This window comes from Micromonospora sp. RTGN7, from assembly GCF_033804645.1.
In the GTDB taxonomy this organism is placed as follows: Bacteria; Actinomycetota; Actinomycetes; order Mycobacteriales; family Micromonosporaceae; genus Micromonospora.
Map to the genome: position 1 here is coordinate 1 of NZ_JAPZLF010000001.1, position 22043 is coordinate 22043.

The window sequence follows — 22043 nt, forward strand, 5'->3', positions numbered from 1 at the left end:
GGCCCGACCGCGCCGATCGAGGCGATCAGCATGCAGGGCGTGTCGCACAACCTGCCCGTGGACGCGGCCCAGGCCGTCCGCTTCTTCGGCCTCGACGGCACCACCCCGCCCCCCCCCCCCCCCCCCCCCCCCCCCCCCCCCCCCCCCCCCCCCACCCCCCCCGCCCCCCCCCCCCCCCGGCGCAGCCCCCCCCCCCCTCGCCCGCCCGGCGGCGCCCCCGCGCGCCCCGCCCCCGGGGCCCCGGGCGCGCCCCCCCCCCCCCCCCCGCGGGGGGGGGCGCCCCCCCGCGGGGGCCCCCCCCCCGCCGTTTTCGCCCGGCCGGGGCGGGACCGCCGGGCATCGGTGAATCACGATCCGGCAGGATCGACGGCGACCGCAGCATCCGCAGCAGTGAGCAGGAGGCGTACACCATGGACAAGCCCGAGGTTGGCCCGATCGAGGGCGCGCCGCCCGCCGATCTCGTCATCGAGGACCTCACCGTCGGCGAGGGCCCGGAGGCCCAGGCCGGCCAGCGGGCCACCGTGCACTACGTGGGGGTGGCCCACTCCACCGGCCGCGAGTTCGACGCGTCCTGGAACCACGGCGAGCCGTTCGAGTTCCCGCTGGGCGGGGGACGGGTCATCGCCGGCTGGGACCAGGGCGTGGTCGGGATGCGCATCGGCGGCCGGCGCAAGCTCACCATCCCGCCGCACCTCGGGTACGGCAACCAGGGCGCCGGCGGCCTGATCAAGCCGGGCGAGACCCTGGTCTTCGTCGTCGATCTGCTCGGCGTCCGCTGACCCGGCGGGGTCGCCGGCCCCCCCCGGCCCCCCCGACCCGACGACGGGTGGACCGCCGGGCACAGGCCACGGGACCCGGGCCGGGACGTCGGAGGCAAGGGTCGTCAGGCGCAGGCCAGCATCGGGGTGGAGGACGCCTCCGCCACCGGCACGAGCGACCCCAGGGCGCGGCCCAGCGGCTCGGGCACGGTCGGCTCCGGCGATGTCACCGTCGACTCCGGTCCGACCAACGACGCCGGTGTGTACGGCAGCTCGGGGCCCTCGAGTGGCTCGGTGACCCCCGGCGCGGTGACGGCCCGCCGGACCCCGAACGCGTCGTGCCCGATCAGCGACGACGCGTGAACCGCCGCGACGGGCGCAATCCGCGTCAGGACCCGGACTGCCGGGACAGGAGCGACCGGGCCCCCGGCGCCGGACGCGGCAACGAGCGGGACCACGACACGGGACGCGGAGACCAACGGGGCCAGGGCGGGCGAGCCGGCGGCGACGCTCTCCCGGACCGGGATGACGCGGTCCAAGCCGGTGACGTGCAGCACCCTGGCGACCATCGGGGCCGGATCGACAAGCACCAGCTCACCGCCGCAGGCCCGGGCCCGGCGGTGCCCCGCGATCAGCGCCCGCACCCCCGCGGCGGAGAGCAGCCGAACGCCGGAGAGGTCGAGCCGCAGCAGCCGTCGGCCCGGTGCCGCCCACAGCGCCGCACGCAGCACGCCGACGGTGGCGACGTCGATTTCACCGGTCGCCCACATCTCCACCACGTCGTCACCCACGCTGACCTGCACGTGGAACCGATCGCTGCGCTGCTGCATAACCCCGAATCTAGCCCCACCCACCGACAATTCCGCCCTGCCGGAGAGTGAGTCGGGGTACATCCGGGGTTTGACCCTGAGCGGCCCCCCGGGTCTCCCTGAGCGGGGCAGGGGCCGGGCGGGAGCAGTGACGAGCGGACGCTACTCCCCCGACGGCGTCGAGCCGGCCCCGACCGAGCGAGACCGGCGGATCCCGGCCGGACAGCGGCCGGCCCGCCACCCTGCGGTGACGGGCCGGCCGCCGGTCGTTCCTCCCCCGATCGGCCCTGTTCAGCCGCCGCTGGCCGAGGGGGTCGGCGCGGGCGAGCCGCCGCCGGCCACCGCCCCCGGGTGCGGCGCCACGGTCGGGCTGGGCCGCAGCCCGGTCGGGACGGGCAGCGCGCTGCCCTTGGCGAACTCGTCCCAGCTGACGTTCCAGGCCGTCCAGCCGTTGCCGGCCGCCAGCGGCACCTCGGTGCCCTTGACCGTCACCAGGTCGCCGACGCGGGTGAGCCCCATCAGCCAGTCGGCCGCCGAGGCGGAGACGTTGGCGCAGCCGTGCGAGACGTTGGTGGCCCCCTGGTCGCCCTCGGACCACGGGGCCGAGTGGATGAACTCACCGCCCCAGGTAAGCCGCTGCGCGTCGTCGACGTCGACCACGTACCCGCCGTTGGGCTCGCCCCGGGTGTCGAACGTCGTCCGCTCGTGCTTCTCCATGATCACCATTTTGCCGCTGGAGCTGGGCGTGCTCGGCTTGCCGAGGCTGACCGGAATCCGGCGGACCAGCTTGCCGTCCTGGAACACCGACATCTGCTTCGTGGCGTTGTCGATGTCGAGGGCGACCTGCGGCCCGATCTTCGAGGTGGCCCTGCGGTCGGCGTCGCCCACCAACTCCTTGCCGATCGGCAGGCCCTCCAGGGCCGATCGGACGCTGACCGTGGTGCCCGGCCGCCAGAAGTCGGGTGCCCGGTAGTACGCCTGACTTCCGTCCTCCAGCCACGACCAGGTGCCGGGCTGCGGCGGGTTGGTCCTGACGAACAGCCGTTTCTGCACCGCCGCCCGCGCCTCCTTCGGCACAACCGGTTCGAAGGCCACCGTCACCGGCATCGCGGTGCCATACGTCTGGTTGCCCGCAAAGTAGAGGGTGCTGGTGATCCCCGGCCGGGTCGGTTTCGGCGCCGTGGTGAAGATGCTCTTCCGGGTGGTGGTCCGCCCCTGGTCACCGGTCACCGTCACCTCGGCGGTGTACGTGCGCCCGTTCGCCAGGGTCTCGCTGGGCACCCAGCTCGACCCGTCCTCCCGGGGCTCGCCACCCACCTGCCGGCCCTTGTCGTCCGTGAGTCGGACGGCGCTGACCGACCCGTTCTTCACGCTGATGCCGACCTCGGCGCTCACCGGCACGCCCCGGGCGCGGTCACCGGGCGTCAGCTCGACCGCGGGCGGTGGAGCCGTTCCCCCGGCCGTCTTCCGCTCAGCGGTGCACCCGCCCAAGGCCAGCGGTGTGGCTGCGATGGTTACCGCCAATAGCGTCAGTCGCCGCCTCACGTTCATCTCCCGCACCCCATTCCATTCTCCCCTTGTCCCCATTCTGTACGGCGCAATGGGAGGCGCGGCGCAGCTTTCGGGGAATTACGTGGAAGCAATTGCCGGCAGTTTCGGCGACGCTGCGGCGAAACTGTTCCCGCTGCCCCGGCAGGACCCGGTGTCACGGTTCGGCCGGCCCAACCCGGACGACCGGTTCGCCCTGCCGTGCCCCGCCCCCGGACGGCTGCGCGCCACCCGGTGTCAGCAGTCCCAGTCCTGGTCACCGTGGTTGCGGTCCCACCGGCCGCCGACGGGCGGGGTGTCCAGCCGGGTGGCGGACACCGCGTTGCCGGCCAGGTCGTTGTCCTCCACCCGGCAGGCGACGCAACTGCCCCGCTCGGTGATCCACAGCCCGTGGGTCTGCGTCCGCCGCTCGTGGTTGTCCCAGATCCGGTTGCCCCGGACGGTGGCGGAGTCGAACGCCGCGTTGATCGTGATCCCGGCCCGGCACTCCGGCGTGGCCGGCAGCTCGTAGGGCGCGCCGGGCAGTGGGGTGTCGCCGCTCCATCCGCTGTAGGCGTCGGGGCGGACCGGGGCGAGGGTGATCTCCTTGCCGTCGTTGGCGGCGACCACGGCGACCCGCCTGCCCACCCGGAGCATCTTGCCCCGGTGCCCGTCGTGCGGCCAGTCCGCCGTCCGGTCGACCAGCGACCGGTTGTTGTAGCGGACGGACTCCCCGCCGCCCCGGTACTCGTCGGCGCACTGCCGGCCGTTGTTGCGGATCCGGTTGTTGAGCAGCACGGCGTCGATCATCGGGCGGTCGATCCGGATGCCGTCCAGGCCGTTGCCCCAGATGTCGTTGCTCTCGACGACCACGTCCACGGCCGTCCCCCGATAGCCGTGGCCCAGGTCGTGCTCGTGGTACCCGTACGCTCCGTTTCCGCTGATCCGGTTGCCCCGGATCGTGTACGGCCCGCAGGTGTTGCCCATGCTGACGCCGTCGCGGATGTTGCCGTCGATGACGCTGTCGGTCAGCAGGCCGCCCCGGCCGGCGATCCCGGACGTCCCCTCGGCGGAGACGTCGAACCCGGCCTCCAGGTTGCCGATCAGGGTGCAGGCGGAGATGACCAGCCCGTCGGCGCCCCAGTCGGAGATGCCGAACCGGTTGCCCTGACTGTGGCAGCCGATGATCCGGTAGCCGCGCGGCGGCGACCAGTAGGGCTTCTGCAGCTCGAGGAAGATGCCGTTGGTGCCGTTGGCGAGGGTGGTGCAGTTGGCGATGGTGAGCCGCTCCACGGTCCCCCAACCACCGATGCCGACGCCGATCCCGGCGCCACCCATCTCCTCGCCGTTGTCCAGTCGGCCGCAGCCGACCACCACCACCCCCTCGATCAGGCTGTCCTGGAGGAAGTCGCAGCCGAGCCCCGTCGCGGCGGTGTGGTGGATGTAGAGGTTGCGGAAGATTCCGCGCACCATGTACTGGAGGCCAAGGCCCTTGGCCAGGTAGTTGTACTGGGCCATGGCCACGCCGGAACCGTCGATCTCGAAGTCGGCGAAGGTGCAGTCGGCGATGTGCCGGTCGCGGTCCGCGCCGTGCTGGAGCGTCGTCCAGAAGGCCAGTGGGGTCGGCTCGGCACGGTTGCCCTCGTTGCTCAGCAGGAACCGGGTCGCGCCCGGCCCCGCCCCGATCAGCGACACTCCGCTGCGCCACACCGTGCCCGCGTCCCGGATGGAGTAGATGCCGGGCGGGCAGTAGATCACCCGGGCCCGGCCGTCGGCGGCGTACCCGTCGCCGAGGCGGTCCACCAGCGCGGCCAGTGCGGGCTGGTCGTTGGCCACCCCGTCACCGCGCAGCCCGTACTCGGTGGCGTCACAATGCAGCGGCGCTCCGGCGACGGCGGGACGGTGGTCCCGGACGGCGACGGGCAGTCCCTGGAATGGCACTCCGCTCTCCTCTCGGACGGCGAACGACGGGCGGCGCGGCGCGCACCGCGGACCGTCACAGACGGCCGGGAGAGCCGTCGATGCCGCCGATTTCCCGGCAGGCTCGCCGGGAAACGGAATGGTTTCGCTGCCGCTGTCCCCGACGTCTCGGGCAGGATTACGCCCGATCTGGGAAACAATTCCCTCATCGCACCCGCGCGCCACCATCTGCCGGATCAGGCACGATATTCCCCGTCCTGACAGATTGGCGGAATTGTCGGGCCGTGTGCCGGTCGGGGTCGGTGGTCGGATGCGAACGGACCGATCCGGTGTCCCGGACCGGCGGTCAGACGTTCGCGACCAGCAGGGCGGGCTGCTCGACGGAGTCGGCGACGTGCCGCAGGAAACCACCGGCCACCCCGCCGTCGCAGACCCGGTGGTCGAAGGTGAGGCTGAGCTGGGCAACCTTACGCACGGCGAGCTGCCCGTCGACGACCCACGGCTTATCCACGATCCGCCCCACGCCGAGCAGCGCCGCCTCCGGGTGGTTGATGATCGGGGTGGAGCCGTCGACGCCGAACACCCCGTAGTTGTTGAGGGTGAAGGTGCCGCCGGTGAGCCGGGCCGGGGGCAGCGCGCCGGCCCGGGCCGCGGTGGTGGTCTCGGCGAGGGCCACGGAGAGCTCCCGGGTGGTGAGCAGTTGGGCGTCGCGCAGCACCGGGACGACCAGGCCCCGATCGGTCTGCGCGGCGATGCCCAGGTGCACCCCTCGGGACTGGATGATCCGCTGCCCCTCGGTGTCGACGCGCGCGTTGAGCTGCGGGAACCGGCGCAGCCCGCTGAGGCAGATCCGGGCCAGCAGTGCCAGCACGCTCACCGGCTCCTCCGGAGTCGCGGCGTTGATCGCCCGCCGGGTCTCCATCAGCGCGGTGGCGTCCGCGTCGACCCAGATGGTCACCTCGGGGATCTCCCGCCGGCTGCGGGAGAGTTTGTCGGCGATCACCTTCCGGATGCCGGTGAGCGGGATGACGAGGTCCTCGTCGCCGGCCGGCCGGGCGGTCGGTGCGGGCTCGGGCCGGTCCGGCACCGGGGCCAGCCGGGGTGCTGGGGCGGTGAGGGCCGCCTCGACGTCGGCCCGGCGGACCACGCCGCCCAGGCCGGTGCCGCGCAGGGTGGCCGGGTCGATGCCGTGCTCACGGGCCAGCCTCCGGACGATCGGCGAGATCACCAGCGCCGGCGAGGCCGCCGACCCCACCGGCGCGGCCCAGGACGACCCGGCCGACACGGTGGAAACGGGCGACACGGCCGGAGCCGAAGGGCCGGTCGGCGGCTCGGGGGCGACCGCGAGGCGGGGCCGGCGGCGCCGCTGGCCCGTCCCGCCGTGCCCGGTGCCGTACCCGATGAGGACGTTGCCGCTGCCGGCGCGCTCCTCCTCCCGGTAGGTGGCGTGCCCGGCGGGCTCGCCGCCGCCCGTGCCGTCGGGGGGCGCGATGGTGATCAGCGGCTGGCCGACCGGGCGCGTCTCGCCCGCCACGCCGTGCAGGGCGACGACCAGGCCGGCGTACGGGCAGGGCACGTCCACGACCGCCTTGGCGGTCTCCACCTCGACGACGGTCTGGTCCACGGTGACGGTGTCGCCGACGGCAACCCGCCACTGCACGATCTCCGCCTCGGCCAGCCCTTCGCCCAGGTCCGGCAGGAGGAAGACCTGGGTGCGCCCGACGGTGGTCATGCCGCGCTGCCCTGGGTCAGCCAGCGTGGGTCGGGCCGGTCGTCCCACTGGAGCCGGGCCACTGTGTCGAGCACCCGGTCCACCCCGGGCAGGTGGGTGTGCTCCAGCATCGGCGCCGGGTACGGGATGTCCAGCCCGCTGACCCGCAGCACCGGGGCGTGCAGGGCGTGGAAGCACCGCTCCTGCACCCGGGCGGCGATCTCCGCACCGACCCCGGCGAAGCCCTGCGCCTCCTGGATCACCACGCACCGGCCGGTCTTCCGGACGGAGGCGGCGATGGTGGCGTCGTCGAGGGGGACGATGGTGCGTACGTCCACCACCTCCAGGTCCCAGCCCTCCTCGCGGGCGGCCTCGGCGGCCTCCAGGGCGACCGGGACCGCCGGCCCGTACGCGACGAGGGTGGCGTCGCGGCCGGCGCGACGCACGACCGCCCGGCCGAACGGCTCGGTGCGGGTCGGCAGCTCGGCCTCGGCGCTGGAGAAGTAGAGCTTCTTCGGCTCCATGAACACCACCGGGTCGGGGTCGGCGATCGCCTCGCGCAGCAGCGAGTACGCGTCGTCGACCGTCGCCGGGGTGACCACCTTCAGGCCGGGGGTGTGCGCGTAGTACGCCTCGGACGAGTCGCAGTGGTGCTCCACCCCGCCGATGCCGCCGGCGTACGGGACCCGGATGACGATGGGGACGCTGAGCGCCCCCCGGGTGCGGTTGCGCAGCTTCGCCACGTGCGAGGCGATCTGCTCGAACGCCGGGTACGCGAACGCGTCGAACTGCATCTCCACGACCGGCCGCAGCCCGGACATGGCCAGCCCGACGGCGAAGCCGACGATGCCGGCCTCGGCGAGCGGGGTGTCGAAGCAGCGCTTGTCGCCGAACCGGGCCTGGAGCCCGTCGGTGATCCGGAAGACGCCCCCGAGCTTGCCCACGTCCTCACCGAAGACGAGCACCCGCTCGTCGGCGGCCAGCGCGTCGGCGAGCGCGGCGTTGAGCGCCTTCGCCATGGTGGTGGTGGCCATCAGCGCCCGCCCTCCTCGTCCGCCACGGCGGCCAACTCGGCGCGGACCATCTCGCGCTGCTCTACCAGTTGCGGGGTCGGCTCGGCGTAGACGTGGTCGAAGAGGCTGAGCGGGTCGAGTTCCGGTGTGGTGTGCATCCGCTCGCGCAGGTCGGCCGCGTACGCCTCGGCCTGCTCGGCAATGGCGGCGACGGCGTCGTCGTCGAGGGCGCCACGGGTGCGCAGGTACGTCTCCAGGCGGGCGACCGGGTCGCGGTCGCGCCAGGTGTCGACCTCGGCGCCGTCGCGGTAACGGGAGGCGTCGTCGGCGTTGGTGTGCGCCTCCATCCGGTAGGTGTGCGCCTCGACCAGGAACGGGCCGTGGCCGGCGCGGGCGTGCTCGACCGCGTGGGTCAGCACGGCGAGCACGGCGACGGGGTCGTTGCCGTCGACCTGCTCGCTGGGCACGCCGTAGCCGACGCCCTTGTACGCCAGCGACGGCGCGGCGGTCTGCCGCGACAGCGGGACGCTGATGGCGTACTTGTTGTTCTGCACGAAGAAGACGACGGGTGCCTTGAACACGGCGGCGAAGTTGATCCCCTCGTGGAAGTCGCCCTCGCTGGTGGCACCGTCGCCGATGAAGGCCAGCGCCACGGTGTCGCGCCCCTGGTGGGCCTCCCCGTAGGCGAGGCCGGCGGCGTGCACGCACTGGGTCGCCAGCGGAGTGCACTGCGGGGCGGTGTGGCGCTGCACGGGGTCGTACCCGCAGTGCTGGTCGCCGCGCAGCAGGGTGAGCGCCTCGACGGGGTCGATGCCCCGGGAGATCAGCGCCATCGACTCGCGGTAGGTGGGGAAGACCCAGTCGGTGTCCCGCACGGCGAGGATCGCGCCCACCTGGCAGGCCTCCTGGCCCCGGGACGACGGGTAGACGGCGAGCCGGCCCTGCTTGGTCAGCGCCGTCGCCTGGGTGTCGAACCGGCGGCCGATCACCATCCGCCGGTACAGCTCACGCAGCGCCTCGACGGGCGGCTCGGCGTAGTCGGGGTGGGCCGGACGGAGGGCGCCGTCGGGGTCGAGCAGCCGCACCGGCTCGGTCTGCGGCAGCAGGGCGGCGGACGGGTCGTTCGCGGCCTGCGCGCGGGCGGCCTTGGTGGGTTTCTTGGCCGGCGGGCGGGTGCGCGGGGATGCCCTACGGGCCGCCTGGGGTGTGGTCGTCACGGCGGGGACCTCCTGGACGTGTGGTGGCCCTATGCTCCTGCTGTTGGATGATTGACTCAAGATTCATGATGAACGTGGGACGAACGGCACCGGATCGGGGTGAATATGAGCCAGGAGACCAATCCGGAGCCGGCCGGGACGGGCGGGGTGGGACGTTCGGCCGGGACGCTGGACGAGGTCGACCGGCGGATCCTCGCCGAGCTGGTCCGCGACGGCCGGATCTCGATCCGCACCCTCGCCGAGCGGGTGCACGTCTCCCGGACCAACGCGTACGCGCGGGTGGAGCGGCTGCTGCGCGACGGCGTGATCGCCGGTTTCCGGGCCCAGGTCGCGCCGGAGCCGGCCGGCCTGGGCACCTCGGCGTACATCGCGCTGACGATTCAGCAGAACACCTGGCGGGAGGTGTCGGCGGAACTGGCCCGGGTGCGCTACATCGAGCACGCGGCCCTGCTCGGTGGCGAGCATGACGTCCTCGCCCTGGTCCGGGCCCCCGACAACGCCACCCTGCGGACGGTGGTGCTGGCGCGGGTGCAGAGCATCGCCGGGGTGCTCTCCACCCGGACCTGGCTGGTCTTCGAGGAGTTCGACGGCGCGCAGAGCCCCTGGGAGTGAATCCCACCCGGCCGGGATGGTGCAGCGTTCCGGCGGGACGTCCAGTGGCCTGCGGGCCCCCACCGGTCAGGGCCTGCGGGCCACGCAGCCGTACTGCGGGACGGTGACCGGCTCCTGCCCGTCGTCCGGCCGCCACCGCGCGCACGACACCAGCCCGGGGTCGAGCAGCTCCAGGCCCTCGAAAAACCGGGCGATCTCCGCCCCGGTGCGGGAACGGATCGGCGGGGTCGCGTTCTCGTTCCAGAACTTCATGGCCGGCACGTTCGCCGTGCCGCCCAACTCGACGGTGGGGTGGGTGAGCGCCAGGAAGCTGCCCGACGGCATCACGTCCATCAGCCGGCGGACTATCGCCACGGCCTCGTCGGTGTCGTGCACGAAGTTGAGAATGCCCAGCATCATCACCGCCACCGGGCGGTCGAGGTCCAGCGTCCGGGCGGCCCCGGCCAGGATCGACCCCGGGTCGTGGATGTCGGCCTCCAGGTAGTCGGTGGCCCCCTCGACGGAGCTGGTCAGCAGGGCGCGGGCGTGCACGAGCACCATCGGATCGTTGTCGACGTAGACGATCCGGGAGTCGGGGGCGACGGCCTGGGCGACCTGGTGGGTGTTGTCGGCGCTCGGCAGGCCGGTGCCGATGTCGAGGAACTGCCGCACGCCCTCCTCGCCGGCCAGGTGCCGCACCGCGCGGGCGAGGAAGCGCCGGTCGGCGCGGGCGACCTCCTCGATGACCGGAAACGTCGCGCGGACGTGGTCGCCGACCCGGCGGTCCGGCTCGAAGTTGTCCTTGCCCCCGAGCCAGTAGTTCCAGACCCGGGCGTTGTGCGCCACCGAAGTGTCAAGGCGCTCGGCCCGTTCCCCGTCGCGGACTTCGACATCGCCCGTCTGTGACACAAAAACTCCTCGGCTGGCGCTGATATCCAGTCAGCGTAGCCGAGCCAATCGTGGCCGCTGCGGCACGGCCCGACCCCGCTGGCCGTCGGCGTGGCCCCCATCCTGTCCTGTCACGACGGTGCAGTCCACATCGACGGCGGGCACCACCGCGTCGTACGCGGTTCCGCACCCAGGGTGCACAGTCGACCCCTGCCGACAGCATCCTCTCCACCACCTTCAACACGGCGACCCGGACCAACGGTTGGGGCTACAAGCAGGGCACCTCGATGTCGTCCCCGCACGCGACCGGCGTCGCCGCCCTGGCGCTGTCGGCCCACCCGAGGATGGGGCCGCTGCAGCTGACGGTGTTCCTGCAGCTCACGGCGGTGGCGCAGGCGTGCCCGGCGGGCGCGGTGTACAACCCGGTGCCGCTGATCCCGGCCGGCCCGAACGCCTACGACGCGAAGTGCTCCGGCGTGAAGGACTACAACGGGTTCTACGGCGCGGGCATGGTCAACGCGTACAACGTGGTGAAGTGACCGGCTGACCGCCCGACCAGTGGTGGGGCCCGGCGCGCACGCGTCGGGCCCCACCCGTGCGGTCACCGTGGCCAGTCCGACCACCATCACCAGGCGCGCCACGCCGGCCGGCGCGGTCCGGTCGGCGTCGACCAGGGCGCGGCCTGCCCGCAGCAGGTCACCGACGGGCAGGTACGCCCGCGCAGCGTCGACCGCCACCGCGCGACCCGGCGGCCTGTCGGCAGGTCATAGGTGGTCACGACGCCACCGCCGGTCGGGCACCGCCCGGGTGGTGTCGTCCACCGGAATCCGGTCCGCCTCGGCCTGCGCCAACAGGCGTTGCCTCGCCGCCTCCCGCTCGGCGGCCTCGGCCTGCTCACCCCGGCTCGACACCGGATCGTCACCGTGCACCTGCATCCCCACCTCCACTGGCAGGGGCGCGGCGGCAAGCTCGTGGAAGGACCGTCACCGCCGCGCCCGGACGACGGGCGCGACGGCGACCGATCCCCTACTTCCACAGAGGTGCACACCGCGCCCACTACGGAAGGTAGGGCAGCTATTACCCGGAAATCGTCACCCGTTGTGCGACTACCCCGTTGCGGGGGCACTCAGATCACCCCCTGCCGAGGCGTGGACGGCACGGGCGATGACAACGCCCGTTGACAGCCCTCGGTGGCCGGGGAAGGGTTGCGCCATGATCGGCCACCTCGACGACGACCGGCTACGCGCCTTCGGCAATCCGGCGCGGGTCACGGTATGGCCCGCGCGCGAGGCGTTGCTTCAGGTCGGTGATGCGGAGACCCTGCTCAGGATCGTCGAGCGGGACGGCGGTTTCGTGGTGGAGAAGCGGGACCGCGGCGGGGGATGGCGCCCTCAGATGTCCGCCGGGTCGCTGACGGTCGCGCGTCGGTACGTGATCGGGGAGATCGGCGGCTGGGTGCGGGCCTTCGTGGAACGGGGACCGCGAGGGCCGTCCCCGGACGAGCCGCTTCGGGACGGGTTCACGTTGACCGATCTCGGGCCCTCGGGGCTCGTGCTGTCCTGGCGCGAGGCGTCCGGTGAGCTGTCGGTCCGCTTCCCGCCCGGCCCGTGGCGCGGCAGGGCCGCGCGATTCGCCAGGTACGCCGACCTGTCGGAGGAATCGATCGTGCGGCAGTTCGTCGGCGGCGGGGCGACGCCGGACGCGTTGCCGCCCGGCACCACCGCCCCTTCCGACACCGACACCGACACCGAGGAGCAGCGGGCGGCGGTCCGGGAGATCGTGCGGTTGGTGCGCCGCGAACTGCCGGCGGGAGCGGACCGCCTCACGATGCGCGCCGGCGTCCTGGCGACGATCGACTCCTGCCGGTGGTGGGCGGCGTGGGGCGAGCGGCGCGAGGAGATTCGCCGCCCGGACGACCCCGCGCTCCGCGACGCGCTCCACGCGTCGCGGCGGGCCTCCTACCGACCGGGCCTGGGTACGTGGTTCGGCCTGGAGCTGACCGTGACGTCAACGGGCGACGTGACGATGCGGTTCGACCGTGACGACGAGCCGGTGTGGTGGTCGGAACCCGTCGACCCCACCTCCTACGTGGCGGAGCAGCGGTGCTTTCCCCGCAAGGAGACGCACCAGCCGCCGTGGCTGCGCCAGCGCCTGAGGCAGGGGCGTGCGCAGCTGCCTCAGCGCCTGATCGAGCGGGGCACCGAACTGTTCGGCCGGATCGCGCCGGGCGCCGAACTCGTCCACCACCTACTGCCGGAGGACGACGCGGTGCTCGTCGTCCGCCCGGTCAGGGGCGGCGGCTCGATCTACGTCGCGTACGACGGGAGCGTGCTGTTCGCGGCGTCCGCCGTGCCGCCGCACCAGGCGCTCGAACTGTTCCGGTCCGGCCAGCGCACGCCCGCCGAGAAGTTCGTGGGATGACGCCCGCAGGAGGATCCGCGCCCGGGCGGGTGGGAGGCGGGGCGATGACGCTCCCGCTCCGCGAGTTCTCCCGCCGGATCGGCTCTGCGACCGTCACGGTCGACGCCGTGGAGCATCTCGGGACGCAGGCCGATGCGCTGCTGGACATCGTCGCCGCCTACGCCGACGAGCTGCGGGACGGGTTCAGCGTACGAGCGGGGTGGGCGCCGTTCATGCTCGTCGCGCGTGGTGAGGACCGGTTCGGTGTCGTCGCACCGGACTTCGCGACGAAGACCCCGGACCGGGTGGGATAGATGCGATCATCGACCTCTCCACCACCAGCGTGGCGGTCCGCGGGCCGCTCTGAGCCCAGGGCCGTACCGTCCGGGGCGGAGGTTCGCCCGGCCCAGCCCGTCCCGGGTCGCGGCAGCCGGCCCGGACCGCGGGTTGCTAGGGTCGCGCGGGTGATCGAACTCCAGCGGCTCGACGTCCGGCACGTCGCCGCGCTGCTCCGCTTCGAGCGGGAGAACCGGGCGTACTTCGCCCGGTTCGTGCCGGACCGGGGCGACGACTACTTCGCCGGCTTCGCCGCGCGGCACGCGGGGCTGCTCGCGGAGCAGGCCGCCGGCCTGTGCCACTTCCACGTCCTGGTCGACGGCGACGGGGCCGTGCTGGGCCGGTTCAACCTGGTCGATGTTGCCGACGGCGGCGCGGAGCTGGGCTTCCGGGTGGCCGAGCGGGCGGCCGGGCGGGGCGTGGCGACGGACGGCGTGCGCCGCGTGGTCGAGCTGGCCCGCGCCGGGTACGGGCTGCGTCGGCTGGTCGCGTCGGCCGCACTGGACAACGCCGGGTCACTCGGGGTGCTCCGGCGCACCGGTTTCGTCCCGGCCGGCGAGGTGCTGCTCGACGGGCGCCCCGGGCTGCGGCACGTCCGGGAGCTGGGGGCCTGAGGCGGAGCCCACGCCCGCGTCGCCCGCCCGGGGCCAGTTCGCCAGGCCGTCGACGCGGTCACCGCCTAAGCGCGCCCGACCCCGACCCGGGGCCCGGCCGGGGGCCGGGCCCGCCGGTGGGGCGGGTCAGGTGGTGGGGCGGGTCAGGTGGTGGGGCGGGTCAGGTGGTGGGGCGGGTCAGGTGGTGGGGGGCGGGGGGAGGATCTGGCGGAGCTGGCCGGGTGGGGTGGCGCGGGGGCGCCACTCCCGGGGGTAGCCCACCGACACCTCCTCGAAGCGCACCCCGTCGTACCAGGTGGTGCGGGGAATGTGCAGGTGGCCGTAGACGGCCGCCACGGCGCCGTAGCGCAGGTGCCAGTCGGCGGTGGCGTCCGTGCCACACCACTGGGCGAAGATCGGGTAGCGCAGCACCCGGGTCGGCTCGCGCACCAGCGGCCAGTGGCTGACCAGCACCGTCGGCAGCGCCGGGTCGCGCTCGTCGAGCCGCCGGGCGGTCGCGGCCACCCGGGCCGCGCACCAGGCCTGCCGGCTCGGGTACGGGTCGGGATGCAGCATGAACTCGTCGGTGCACACGATCCCCGTCGCGTACGCCTCGGCGAGCGCCGCCTCGCGGGTGTCCAGCCCCTCGGGCCGCCAGCTGTAGTCGTACAGGAGGAACAACGGCGCCACGAGTGCCGGCCCGCCGGCACCCCGCCACACCGGGTACGGGTCCTCGGGGGTGACCACGCCCAGGCTCCGGCAGAGCTGGACCAGGTGGCGGTAGCGGGCCTGGCCGCGCAGGGTGACCGGGTCGACCCGGGGCGTCCACAGCTCGTGGTTGCCGGGCGCCCAGACCACCTTCGCGAAGCGGCGGCTGAGCAGGCCGAGCGCCCACTCGACGTCGGCCACGGTGTCGCCCACGTCGCCTGCGACCAGCAGCCAGTCGGCCGGCGACTCGGGCCGCAGCCCCTCGACGACCGCGCGGTTCTCCGCGTGCCCCACGTGCAGGTCGCTGATGGCGAGCAGCGCGCCGTGTTCCTCCCCCATCAGTTGATCCTACGGGACCTGCCGGCGCGGGCGACACGCCGGCGCGGGCCGGCAGGGGCTGACCAGGTAGGATCGGACCGGGCCGTGACTGGCGCGTGGGGATGGAAAAAACCATCGGGAAGCGGTCCCGTCATGAGGACGTCTGCCGAGCGCCTGGGCCTTCCGCACGTCACCAGGAGGTCGCATGCCGTCGCCGAATGCCGAGTCCACCGCCTTCCGCAGTGCCCTTGAGGTTATCCGCGCCGTGGAGCCCCGGGTCGCCGACGCGATCACCGCGGAGCTGACCGACCAGCGCGAGTCGCTGAAGCTGATCGCCAGCGAGAACTACGCCTCCCCCGCCACGTTGCTGGCGATGGGCAACTGGTTCAGCGACAAGTACGCCGAGGGCACCGTCGGCCGTCGCTTCTACGCCGGTTGCCAGAACGTCGACACCGTCGAGGCGCTCGCCGCCGAGCACGCCAAGGAGCTCTTCGGCGCCACCCACGCGTACGTGCAGCCGCACTCCGGCATCGACGCCAACCTGGTGGCGTTCTGGGCGGTGCTGGCCGACCGGGTCGAGGTGCCGGCGCTGAGGAAGGCGCAGGTGCGGCAGGTCAACGACCTGACCGAGGAGGACTGGTTCACGCTGCGCCGGGAGCTGGGCAACCAGCGGATGCTCGGCATGTCCCTGGACGCGGGCGGCCACCTCACCCACGGCTTCCGCCCGAACATCTCCGGCAAGATGTTCGACCAGCGCAGCTACGGCACCGACCCGGTGACCGGGCTGATCGACTACGACAAGGTCGCCGAGGCGGCCCGCGAGTTCAAGCCGATGATCCTGGTCGCCGGCTACTCGGCGTACCCGCGGAAGGTGAACTTCCGGATCATGCGGGAGATCGCCGACTCGGTCGGCGCGACGTTCATGGTCGACATGGCACACTTCGCCGGCCTGGTCGCCGGCAAGGTCTTCACCGGGGACTTCGACCCGGTGCCGCACGCGCACATCGTCACCACCACCACCCACAAGTCGCTGCGCGGCCCGCGCGGCGGCATGGTGCTCTGCGGCCCCGAGCTGGCCGACCAGGTGGACCGGGGCTGCCCGATGGTGCTCGGCGGTCCGCTGCCGCACGTGATGGCCGCGAAGGCGGTCGCGCTGGCCGAGGCCCGCCGCCCCGACTTCGCCGGCTACGCCCAGCGCATCGTCGACAACGCCCAGGCCCTCGCGGAAGGGCTGCTGAGCCGCGGCGCGACGCTGGTCACCGGCGGCACCGACAACCACCTGGTGCTCATCGACGTCTCCGGGTACGGGCTGACCGGCCGGCAGGCCGAGCAGGCGCTGCTGGACTCGGGCATCGTCACCAACCGCAACTCCGTCCCGCAGGACCGCAACGGCGCCTGGTACACCTCGGGCATCCGGATCGGCACCCCGGCGCTGACCACCCGGGGCCTCGGCGTCGCCGAGATGGACGCCACCGCCGAGCTGATCCACACCGTGCTCAGCCAGACCACCACCGGCTCCAACGCCGACGGCACCGCCTCGAAGGCCAAGTACGTCCTCGACCCGGCCCTGGCCGACAAGGTCAGCCGCCAGGCCACCGACCTGCTGTCGGCCTTCCCGCTCTACCCCTCGGTCGACCTGGCCTGACCCCCGCCCGCGGGCGCGCCGATCATGGCGGCGTGGTGCCCGGAGCAACCGGTTCCCACCGGTTCGTTTCCCAGCACGCCTCCATGGTCGTCGGGGCTCAGCGGGGGCCGGAGCGGAGGGCGCGGAGGCGGTGCAGGACCTCGGTGCCGCCGCGGCCGAAGTGATCGTGCAGGGCGCGGTACTCGGCGTAGAGGGCGTCGTAGGCGATGCGGCGGGCCGGGTCCGGTTGGTACGTCTCCCGGCGGGCGGCGCCCATCGCGTCCGACGCCGTGGGCACGTCCGGATACGCCCCGGCAGCCACTGCCGCGTGAATGGCCGCCCCGAGCGCGGCCGGCTGGACGGAGTCGACCACGTGCAGCGGCCGGCCGAGCACGTCGGCGTAGATCCGCATGAGCAGCCGGTTGCGGGTGAGCCCACCGGCGGCGGTCAGCTCGTCGACCCGGATGCCGGCGTCGGCGAACGCGTCGACGACGGTCCGCGCGCCGAAGGCCGTCGCCTCCAGCAGCGCCCGCCAGATGTCCTCCGGCCGGGTCGCCAGGGTCAGCCCGAGCAACACCCCGCTCAGCTCGTGGTCGGCCAACACCGACCGGTTGCCGCTGTGCCAGTCCAGGGCGAGCAGACCGTGCGCGCCGACGGGCTGGTCGGCGGCGAGGGAGTCCAGCAGGTCGTACGGGCTGGTGTCGAGGCGGCGGGCCCGGTCGGCGTACCCGGCGGGCAGGGCGTTGTCGACGTACCAGGCGAAGATGTCGCCGACCCCGCTCTGCCCGGCCTCGTAGCCCCACAGGCCGGCGGTCACCCCGCCGTCGACCGCCCCGCACACCCCCGGCACGTCCCGGTAGTCCTCGGCGTTGACGATCAGGCAGGTGGAGGTGCCGAGGACGGCGAGCATCCGGCCCGGCGCGACCGAGCGGGCCGCCGCGGCGGTGACGTGGGCGTCAATGGCGCCCACCCCGACGGCAGTGCCGGGGCGCAGGCCGGTCCAGCCGGCCGCCTCGACGGTGAGCCCGCCGGCCCGCCCGCCGACCGGGACGAGCGGGCCGTCGAGGCGGGCCAGCAGGCCGTCGAGGCGGGGATGCAGGGCGCGGAGGAACTCCGCCGACGGGTACCGGCCGTCCTGGCGCAACCCTTTGTAGCCGGCGGCGGAGGCGTTGCGGGTCTCCCGGCCGCAGAGCCGCCGGACGATCCAGTCGGCCGCCTCGACAAAGCGGGCGGCGCGGTCGAAGACCGCCGGGTCCTCCTCCAGCACCTGGAGGGCCTTCGCGAGCTGCCACTCGGCGGAGACCCGGCCGCCGTAGCGGGGCAGCCACGCCTCGCCGCGCGCCACGGCCAGGGCGTTGATCCGGTCGGCCTGCCGCTGCGCGGCGTGGTGCTTCCACAGCTTCGGCCACGCGTGCGGCCGGTCGCGCAACTCCGGCAGGTCGCAGAGCGGGGTCCCGTCGGCGAGGGTCGGCAGCAGGGTGCAGGAGGTGGCGTCCACGGCGATGCCGACGACGTCGGCCGGGTCGACGCCGGCGTCGGCCAGTGCGGCGGGCACCGCGACCCGCAGCACGTCGAGGTGGTCGGCGGGGTGTTGCAGCGCCCAGTCCGGGGGCAGCGGCGGGCCGTCGGGCAGCCGCTGGGTGAGCACCCCGTGGCGGTACGGGTGAACGGCGCAGCCGGCCTCCCGGCCGTCGGCGACGTCCACCACCACGGCGCGGCCGGAGAGGGTGCCGAAGTCGACACCGACGACGTACCGGGGTCGGTCACCCATCACTGCTCCTCCCACCGTCGCCGGACGGGCGCCGGCGGGCGGGAGGAAACGCTACCGGGGCGCAGTGCCGTCGGGCGGGAGGGCGGGCTCAGGCGAGCGGGCGCTTGAGGTGGTAGCGGTGCACCTCGGTGCTGCCCTGGACGTTGTTCACGTCCTCGGCGGCGGAGACCAACTCCCAGCCCTCCCGGCCGGCCCGGTTGAGGTGCGCGATCGCCGTGTCGCCGTAGGCGGTGATGTCGGTGCGGGACCCGTCCGGGCCGTACCAGACGAACGAGACGGTGAAATTGCGCCCCTGCCCCTGGTAGCGACGGACCAGCAGCGCGTACTCCCATGCGACCATGCGGTCCATTATGGCCAATACGTTCCGGCGGCGGGCGCACGGGGGGTGGCGTAACGACGACAGTGCGGGGTCAGGCCAGCGCAGCCGGGGCCGATGCCCGGACCGACTCGTCAGCGATCAGCGCGGCGAGCCGGTCCAGACCGACGTCGATCTGCTCGCAGGTGACGGCACTGATCGACAGGCGCAGGGCGGCGACCGGCGCGGTGTCGTCGTAGAAGTGCGCCATCGGGGTCCAGAGCACGCCGTACTCCTGCGCCGAGCGGCGCAGCACCGCGTCGTCGACGGGGAACGGTACGGTCAGCACCGCGAAGAAGCCGCCGGCCGGGACACTCCAGCGCACCGGGGACGGGGCCGGGAATCGGCGCTGGAGGCCGGCCACCAGGTGCCGCAGGTTGCGGGCGTACGCGGCCCGCTGCCGGGTGTTCGCCGCGACCAGGCTGCACCCGTGGGCGAGCAGCGCCCCGCCGACCACGGCCTGGGCGATCGCCGAGGTGTTCACCGTGATCATGCTCTTGATCTTGGCAAGCTGGTCGGCGAGCGGACCCACCGTCCCGTCGGAGTCACGCACCCGCTGGTCGGCCAGCACGTAGCCGACCCGGGCCCCGGGCAGCACCGTCTTGGCGAACGAACCGAGATAGACCACCCGACGCCCGGTGTCCAGCGCCTTGAGCGTCGGTACCCGCTCCGCGTCGTCGACGGGGAAGAGCCCGTACGGGTTGTCCTCGATCAGCAGCAGGTCCTCGGCGGCGGCGAGGTCGAGCAGCCGCCGCCGGTCGGCCAGGCCGATGCTGGTCCCCGACGGGTTGGCGAAGTCGGGCATCACGTAGCAGGCGCGGGGGCGCAGCCCCTCGTCCCGGGCCTGGCGGATCTGCGCGCGCAGATCAGCCAGGTCGATTCCGCCCGGGCCGGCGGCCACCGGCCGCACCGGCAGGTCCACCAGCCGGGCCGCTCCGGTCAGCCCCACGTACGTCGGGGCGAGAGCCAGCAGCACGTCCCGGGGGCCGGCGCGCAGCGCCCGCAGCACCAGCAGCATCGCCTCCTGGCAGCCGACAGTCACCACGATCGACTCCGGGTCCACGGTGATCTGCTCGTCGACGGCCAGGTTGCGGGCGACGAGGTCGTGGATGATCCCCTTGGTCCGGCCGTACTGCAACAGCGTGCGGCGCACCTGCTCCGGGCTCTGCCCGAGGTCGTCGGCCAGGTACGCCCGGAAGGTCTCCAGGTGCCGGTGCAGGTCGTCGACGTCGAAGAACTCCTCGTACGGCCGGCCCGCCGCCAGCGACACCGCCGCCGGGTAGCGCTGGGCCACCTCGTTGAGGAAGTTCATCGAGTTCAGCGCCGGGTCGTCCACCGCCGGATGCAGGTCGGCGACGTCCAGGTCCACATCCGTGACCACGTCCACCGGTCGTCCAGCCTCCACGTTCAGCCTCCCCTGATCGTACGCAGGTCGCGTGCCTCGGCCGGGTCGGCGCACCCGGCGAGTAAGAGCGCGTCGCGCAGCTCGGCGGCGAGCAGCGCGAACGCGGCGTCCGCGCCGGCCCGCCCGCCGACGGCCAGCGCCCAGAGCAGCGGCCGGCCGACCAGCACCCCGCTGGCGCCGAGCGCCAGGGCGCGCAGCACGTCGACGCCGCCGCTGATCCCGCCGTCGACGAGCACCTCGCACCGGTCGGCGACGGCGGTCAGCACCTCCGGCAGCAGGGTGACGCCGGCCGGGGCGGCGTCGAGCTGCCGTCCGCCGTGGTTGGACACCACCACCGCATCCGCGCCCGAGTCGGCGGCGAGGACCGCGTCGCGGGGATCGAGGACGCCCTTGACCACCAGCGGCAGGTCGGTCTGCCCGCGCAGCCAGCCGATGTCGGACCAGGTGAGGCCGGAGGCGAACTCGGCGCTGGTGTGCCGCGCGACGGCGGAGGTGCCGGGCGTGCCGGCGTGCGCGAGGTCGCCCCGACTGCCGGGCAGGTTGGCCGCGGCCACCTCGGGCGGCAGGGCGAAGCCGTTGCGCACGTCACGCAGCCGGGGGCCGAGGGTCGGCACGTCGACGGTGACCATGAGGGCGGTGCAGCCGGCCGCGTGCGCCCGATCCACCAGGTCCCGCACCATCCCCCGGTCGCGCAGCCAGTACAGCTGGAACCACACCGGCCCACCGGCCGCCGCGATCTCCTCGACGGTGGCGCTGCTCAGCGTGCTCGCCACGTACGGCACCCCGGCCGCGCCCGCCGCCGCCGCCAGCGCCGGCTCGCCGTCGGGGTGCACCAACCGCTGGTACGCCATCGGCGCCACCGCCACCGGCAGGGCGTGGCGTCGGCCGAGCAGCGGGGCGTCGGTGCGGGGCCGGTCGACGCCGCGCAGCATCCGGGGCAGCACGGCGATGCGGTCCAGGGCGGCCCGGTTCGCCGCGAGGGCGGTCTCGGTGCCGCTGCCGCCGGCGACGAAGTCGTACACCTCGGGCGGGAGGACGTCGCGGGCCAGCGCGGCGTAGTCGGCGAGGCTCGCCGCGAACGGCGCGTCGGCGGGGACGGCGGGCGCGGTGCGCGGCGCGGCCGGCTCAACCACCGACGGCCTCCGCGTCGGCCGGGACCGCCCCGGCTGCGCCGAGCCGGTCGCGCAGGAACCCGGCGGCCCGGTCCTGGGCCCGCCGGCCGGCGTCGAACACCCCCGGCATGGCGAAGAACCCGTGGATCATGCCGTCGTAGCGGACCAGCTCGACGGGCACCCCGGCGGCGCGCAGCCGTTCGGCGTACCGCTCCCCCTCGTCGCGCAGCGGGTCGTACTCGGCGGTGACGACCAGGGCCGGCGGCAGGCCGGTCAGGTCCTCGGCGAGCAGCGGCGAGGCGAGCGGATTCTCCGCGTCGGCCGGATCCGGCAGGTAGTGCCCCCGATACCAGGCCACCGAGTGCCGGTTGAACAGCAACGGATCCTGGTCGCCGGCCGACGCGGCGAGCTCCCGCTGGTCGGTGTTCGGATAGATCAGCAGCTGCGCGGCGAGCGGCGGCCCGCCCGAGTCCCGGGCCAGCAGGGTCACGGCGGCGGCGAGGTTGCCGCCGGCGCTGTCCCCGCCGACGGCCAGCCGGCTCGGGTCCACCCCGAACTCGTCGGCGTGCCCGGCCAGCCAACGCACGGCGGCGTGGCAGTCGTGCACGGCCGCCGGGAAGGGGTTCTCGGGGGCGAGCCGGTAGCCGACGGTCACCACCTGGCATCCCGTGGCGTTGGCCAGCCGGCGGCAGATCCCGTCGGCGGTGTCGACGCTGCCGAGGGTCCAGCCGCCCCCGAAGAAGTAGACCAGGGTGGGCAGCCGGCCCACGCCGGCCGGCCGGTGGATCCGCACCGGCAGGTCACCGGCGGGGCCGGGAACGGTCGTGTCGCGTACGTCGTGCACCGGCTCGACGTCGCCGCCGCCGGCCCGGATCGCCGCCAGGTCAGCGGCGCGGGCCTCGGCGAGGTCCCGGGTGTACAGCGGTGCGACGCCGGCTGCCGCACGGGCGGCCCGGTACGCGATCACCTGCGGGTCGAGCGGCATGC

At 74.0% G+C, this 22043-nt stretch carries 21 protein-coding genes, 1 pseudogene and 1 riboswitch; of the genes and pseudogenes, 7 read left to right on the plus strand and 15 right to left on the minus strand.

Annotation, left to right across the window (positions count from 1 at the left end; all coding sequences use genetic code 11):
* Positions 1-410: 410 nt before the first annotated feature.
* Entirely contained in the window at positions 411-779 is a 369-nt protein-coding gene (locus SNR22_RS00010; protein WP_320064082.1) for an FKBP-type peptidyl-prolyl cis-trans isomerase, read from the plus strand.
* 494 nt (positions 780-1273) lie between these two features.
* Here the strand turns inward: SNR22_RS00010 and SNR22_RS00015 are convergent.
* From SNR22_RS00015 to pdhA, 6 genes and pseudogenes are all read right to left on the minus strand, one after another.
* Positions 1274-1588, minus strand: a pseudogene (locus tag SNR22_RS00015) (STAS domain-containing protein); the annotation flags it as partial.
* A gap of 270 nt (positions 1589-1858) precedes the next feature.
* Positions 1859-3118 (minus strand): L,D-transpeptidase, encoded by a 1260-nt coding sequence (locus SNR22_RS00020; protein WP_320064083.1) that lies wholly within the window; start codon positions 3116-3118, stop codon positions 1859-1861.
* A 234-nt stretch (positions 3119-3352) separates the two neighbouring features.
* The gene (locus tag SNR22_RS00025) at positions 3353-5035 is read right to left on the minus strand and encodes a right-handed parallel beta-helix repeat-containing protein (protein ID WP_320064084.1); all 1683 of its coding nucleotides are present in this window, start codon (positions 5033-5035) and stop codon (positions 3353-3355) included.
* Positions 5036-5360: 325 nt separating this feature from the next.
* On the minus strand, positions 5361-6746 hold the full coding sequence (locus SNR22_RS00030) for a dihydrolipoamide acetyltransferase family protein (protein ID WP_320064086.1): 1386 nt from the start codon (positions 6744-6746) through the stop codon (positions 5361-5363).
* Positions 6743-7759 (minus strand): alpha-ketoacid dehydrogenase subunit beta, encoded by a 1017-nt coding sequence (locus SNR22_RS00035; protein ID WP_320064087.1) that lies wholly within the window; start codon positions 7757-7759, stop codon positions 6743-6745. The genes SNR22_RS00030 and SNR22_RS00035 overlap by 4 nt, the downstream gene beginning before the upstream one ends.
* Positions 7759-8988 (minus strand): pyruvate dehydrogenase (acetyl-transferring) E1 component subunit alpha, encoded by a 1230-nt coding sequence (pdhA, locus tag SNR22_RS00040; RefSeq protein ID WP_320064925.1) that lies wholly within the window; start codon positions 8986-8988, stop codon positions 7759-7761. The genes SNR22_RS00035 and pdhA overlap by 1 nt, the downstream gene beginning before the upstream one ends.
* Before the next feature lie 72 nt (positions 8989-9060).
* On the opposite strand from pdhA, the gene SNR22_RS00045 reads away from it, so the two are divergent.
* Positions 9061-9567 carry an Lrp/AsnC family transcriptional regulator gene (locus SNR22_RS00045; RefSeq protein WP_320064088.1) on the plus strand — a complete coding sequence of 169 codons (507 nt, stop codon included), beginning with the start codon at positions 9061-9063 and terminating at the stop codon, positions 9565-9567.
* A 66-nt stretch (positions 9568-9633) separates the two neighbouring features.
* Here the strand turns inward: SNR22_RS00045 and SNR22_RS00050 are convergent, their stop codons facing one another.
* Positions 9634-10455 (minus strand): SAM-dependent methyltransferase, encoded by an 822-nt coding sequence (locus tag SNR22_RS00050; RefSeq protein ID WP_320064089.1) that lies wholly within the window; start codon positions 10453-10455, stop codon positions 9634-9636.
* A 50-nt stretch (positions 10456-10505) separates the two neighbouring features.
* On the opposite strand from SNR22_RS00050, the gene SNR22_RS00055 reads away from it, so the two are divergent.
* Positions 10506-10973 (plus strand): S8 family serine peptidase, encoded by a 468-nt coding sequence (locus SNR22_RS00055; RefSeq protein ID WP_320064090.1) that lies wholly within the window; start codon positions 10506-10508, stop codon positions 10971-10973.
* An 86-nt stretch (positions 10974-11059) separates the two neighbouring features.
* On the opposite strand, the gene SNR22_RS00060 is transcribed toward SNR22_RS00055, so the two are convergent.
* Together SNR22_RS00060 and SNR22_RS00065 are read right to left on the minus strand one after the other, a co-directional pair.
* The gene (locus SNR22_RS00060) at positions 11060-11212 is read right to left on the minus strand and encodes a hypothetical protein (RefSeq protein WP_320064091.1); all 153 of its coding nucleotides are present in this window, start codon (positions 11210-11212) and stop codon (positions 11060-11062) included.
* A complete protein-coding gene (locus SNR22_RS00065; RefSeq protein ID WP_320064092.1) occupies positions 11199-11369 on the minus strand; it encodes a hypothetical protein in 171 nt (56 codons plus the stop codon). The genes SNR22_RS00060 and SNR22_RS00065 overlap by 14 nt, the downstream gene beginning before the upstream one ends.
* A 277-nt stretch (positions 11370-11646) precedes the next feature.
* Between SNR22_RS00065 and SNR22_RS00070 the strand changes: the two genes are divergently transcribed.
* The 3 genes from SNR22_RS00070 to SNR22_RS00080 all read left to right on the plus strand — a co-directional run bounded on the left by SNR22_RS00070 (position 11647) and on the right by SNR22_RS00080 (position 13784).
* Positions 11647-12855, plus strand: a complete 1209-nt coding sequence (locus tag SNR22_RS00070; RefSeq protein WP_320064094.1) for a hypothetical protein — start codon at positions 11647-11649, stop codon at positions 12853-12855.
* A gap of 44 nt (positions 12856-12899) precedes the next feature.
* The gene (locus SNR22_RS00075; protein ID WP_320064095.1) at positions 12900-13148 is read left to right on the plus strand and encodes a hypothetical protein; all 249 of its coding nucleotides are present in this window, start codon (positions 12900-12902) and stop codon (positions 13146-13148) included.
* Positions 13149-13298: 150 nt separating this feature from the next.
* A complete protein-coding gene (locus SNR22_RS00080; RefSeq protein WP_320064097.1) occupies positions 13299-13784 on the plus strand; it encodes a GNAT family N-acetyltransferase in 486 nt (161 codons plus the stop codon).
* 177 nt (positions 13785-13961) lie between these two features.
* Here the strand turns inward: SNR22_RS00080 and SNR22_RS00085 are convergent, their stop codons facing one another.
* The gene (locus tag SNR22_RS00085) at positions 13962-14810 is read right to left on the minus strand and encodes a metallophosphoesterase (RefSeq protein ID WP_320064098.1); all 849 of its coding nucleotides are present in this window, start codon (positions 14808-14810) and stop codon (positions 13962-13964) included.
* 74 nt (positions 14811-14884) lie between these two features.
* Positions 14885-14976, plus strand: a riboswitch (ZMP/ZTP riboswitch).
* Positions 14977-14994: 18 nt separating this feature from the next.
* On the opposite strand from SNR22_RS00085, the gene SNR22_RS00090 reads away from it, so the two are divergent.
* Positions 14995-16434 (plus strand): glycine hydroxymethyltransferase, encoded by a 1440-nt coding sequence (locus SNR22_RS00090; RefSeq protein ID WP_320064100.1) that lies wholly within the window; start codon positions 14995-14997, stop codon positions 16432-16434.
* Between the two features lie 97 nt (positions 16435-16531).
* Here the strand turns inward: SNR22_RS00090 and araB are convergent, their stop codons facing one another.
* The 5 genes from araB to SNR22_RS00115 form a co-directional block, all read right to left on the minus strand.
* Complete coding sequence (araB, locus tag SNR22_RS00095; RefSeq protein ID WP_320064101.1) at positions 16532-18184, minus strand: ribulokinase; 1653 nt, start codon at positions 18182-18184, stop codon at positions 16532-16534.
* A gap of 88 nt (positions 18185-18272) precedes the next feature.
* Positions 18273-18533: a hypothetical protein gene (locus tag SNR22_RS00100; RefSeq protein WP_320064102.1), complete on the minus strand. Its 261-nt coding sequence runs from the start codon at positions 18531-18533 to the stop codon at positions 18273-18275.
* A 61-nt stretch (positions 18534-18594) separates the two neighbouring features.
* Entirely contained in the window at positions 18595-19998 is a 1404-nt protein-coding gene (locus SNR22_RS00105; RefSeq protein ID WP_413775558.1) for a PLP-dependent aminotransferase family protein, read from the minus strand.
* The gene (locus SNR22_RS00110; protein ID WP_413775559.1) at positions 19947-21077 is read right to left on the minus strand and encodes an alpha-hydroxy acid oxidase; all 1131 of its coding nucleotides are present in this window, start codon (positions 21075-21077) and stop codon (positions 19947-19949) included. The genes SNR22_RS00105 and SNR22_RS00110 overlap by 52 nt, the downstream gene beginning before the upstream one ends.
* Positions 21070-22041 (minus strand): alpha/beta hydrolase, encoded by a 972-nt coding sequence (locus SNR22_RS00115; RefSeq protein ID WP_320064103.1) that lies wholly within the window; start codon positions 22039-22041, stop codon positions 21070-21072. Before SNR22_RS00115 ends, SNR22_RS00110 begins: the two co-directional genes overlap by 8 nt.
* Positions 22042-22043 lie beyond the last annotated feature (2 nt).

Bases quoted from the DNA above. Each gene is read 5' to 3' on its own strand.
- SNR22_RS00065 (WP_320064092.1), bottom strand. From the start codon at position 11,369: ATGCAGGTGCACGGTGACGATCCGGTGTCGAGCCGGGGTGAGCAGGCC.
- SNR22_RS00090 (WP_320064100.1), top strand. From the start codon at position 14,995: ATGCCGTCGCCGAATGCCGAGTCCACCGCCTTCCGCAGTGCCCTTGAG.
- SNR22_RS00030 (WP_320064086.1), bottom strand. From the start codon at position 6,746: ATGACCACCGTCGGGCGCACCCAGGTCTTCCTCCTGCCGGACCTGGGC.
- SNR22_RS00075 (WP_320064095.1), top strand. From the start codon at position 12,900: ATGACGCTCCCGCTCCGCGAGTTCTCCCGCCGGATCGGCTCTGCGACC.
- SNR22_RS00070 (WP_320064094.1), top strand. From the start codon at position 11,647: ATGATCGGCCACCTCGACGACGACCGGCTACGCGCCTTCGGCAATCCG.
- araB (WP_320064101.1), bottom strand. From the start codon at position 18,184: ATGGGTGACCGACCCCGGTACGTCGTCGGTGTCGACTTCGGCACCCTC.
- SNR22_RS00035 (WP_320064087.1), bottom strand. From the start codon at position 7,759: ATGGCCACCACCACCATGGCGAAGGCGCTCAACGCCGCGCTCGCCGAC.
- SNR22_RS00115 (WP_320064103.1), bottom strand. From the start codon at position 22,041: ATGCCGCTCGACCCGCAGGTGATCGCGTACCGGGCCGCCCGTGCGGCA.
- SNR22_RS00085 (WP_320064098.1), bottom strand. From the start codon at position 14,810: ATGGGGGAGGAACACGGCGCGCTGCTCGCCATCAGCGACCTGCACGTG.
- SNR22_RS00100 (WP_320064102.1), bottom strand. From the start codon at position 18,533: ATGGACCGCATGGTCGCATGGGAGTACGCGCTGCTGGTCCGTCGCTAC.
- SNR22_RS00020 (WP_320064083.1), bottom strand. From the start codon at position 3,118: ATGAACGTGAGGCGGCGACTGACGCTATTGGCGGTAACCATCGCAGCC.
- SNR22_RS00010 (WP_320064082.1), top strand. From the start codon at position 411: ATGGACAAGCCCGAGGTTGGCCCGATCGAGGGCGCGCCGCCCGCCGAT.
- SNR22_RS00045 (WP_320064088.1), top strand. From the start codon at position 9,061: ATGAGCCAGGAGACCAATCCGGAGCCGGCCGGGACGGGCGGGGTGGGA.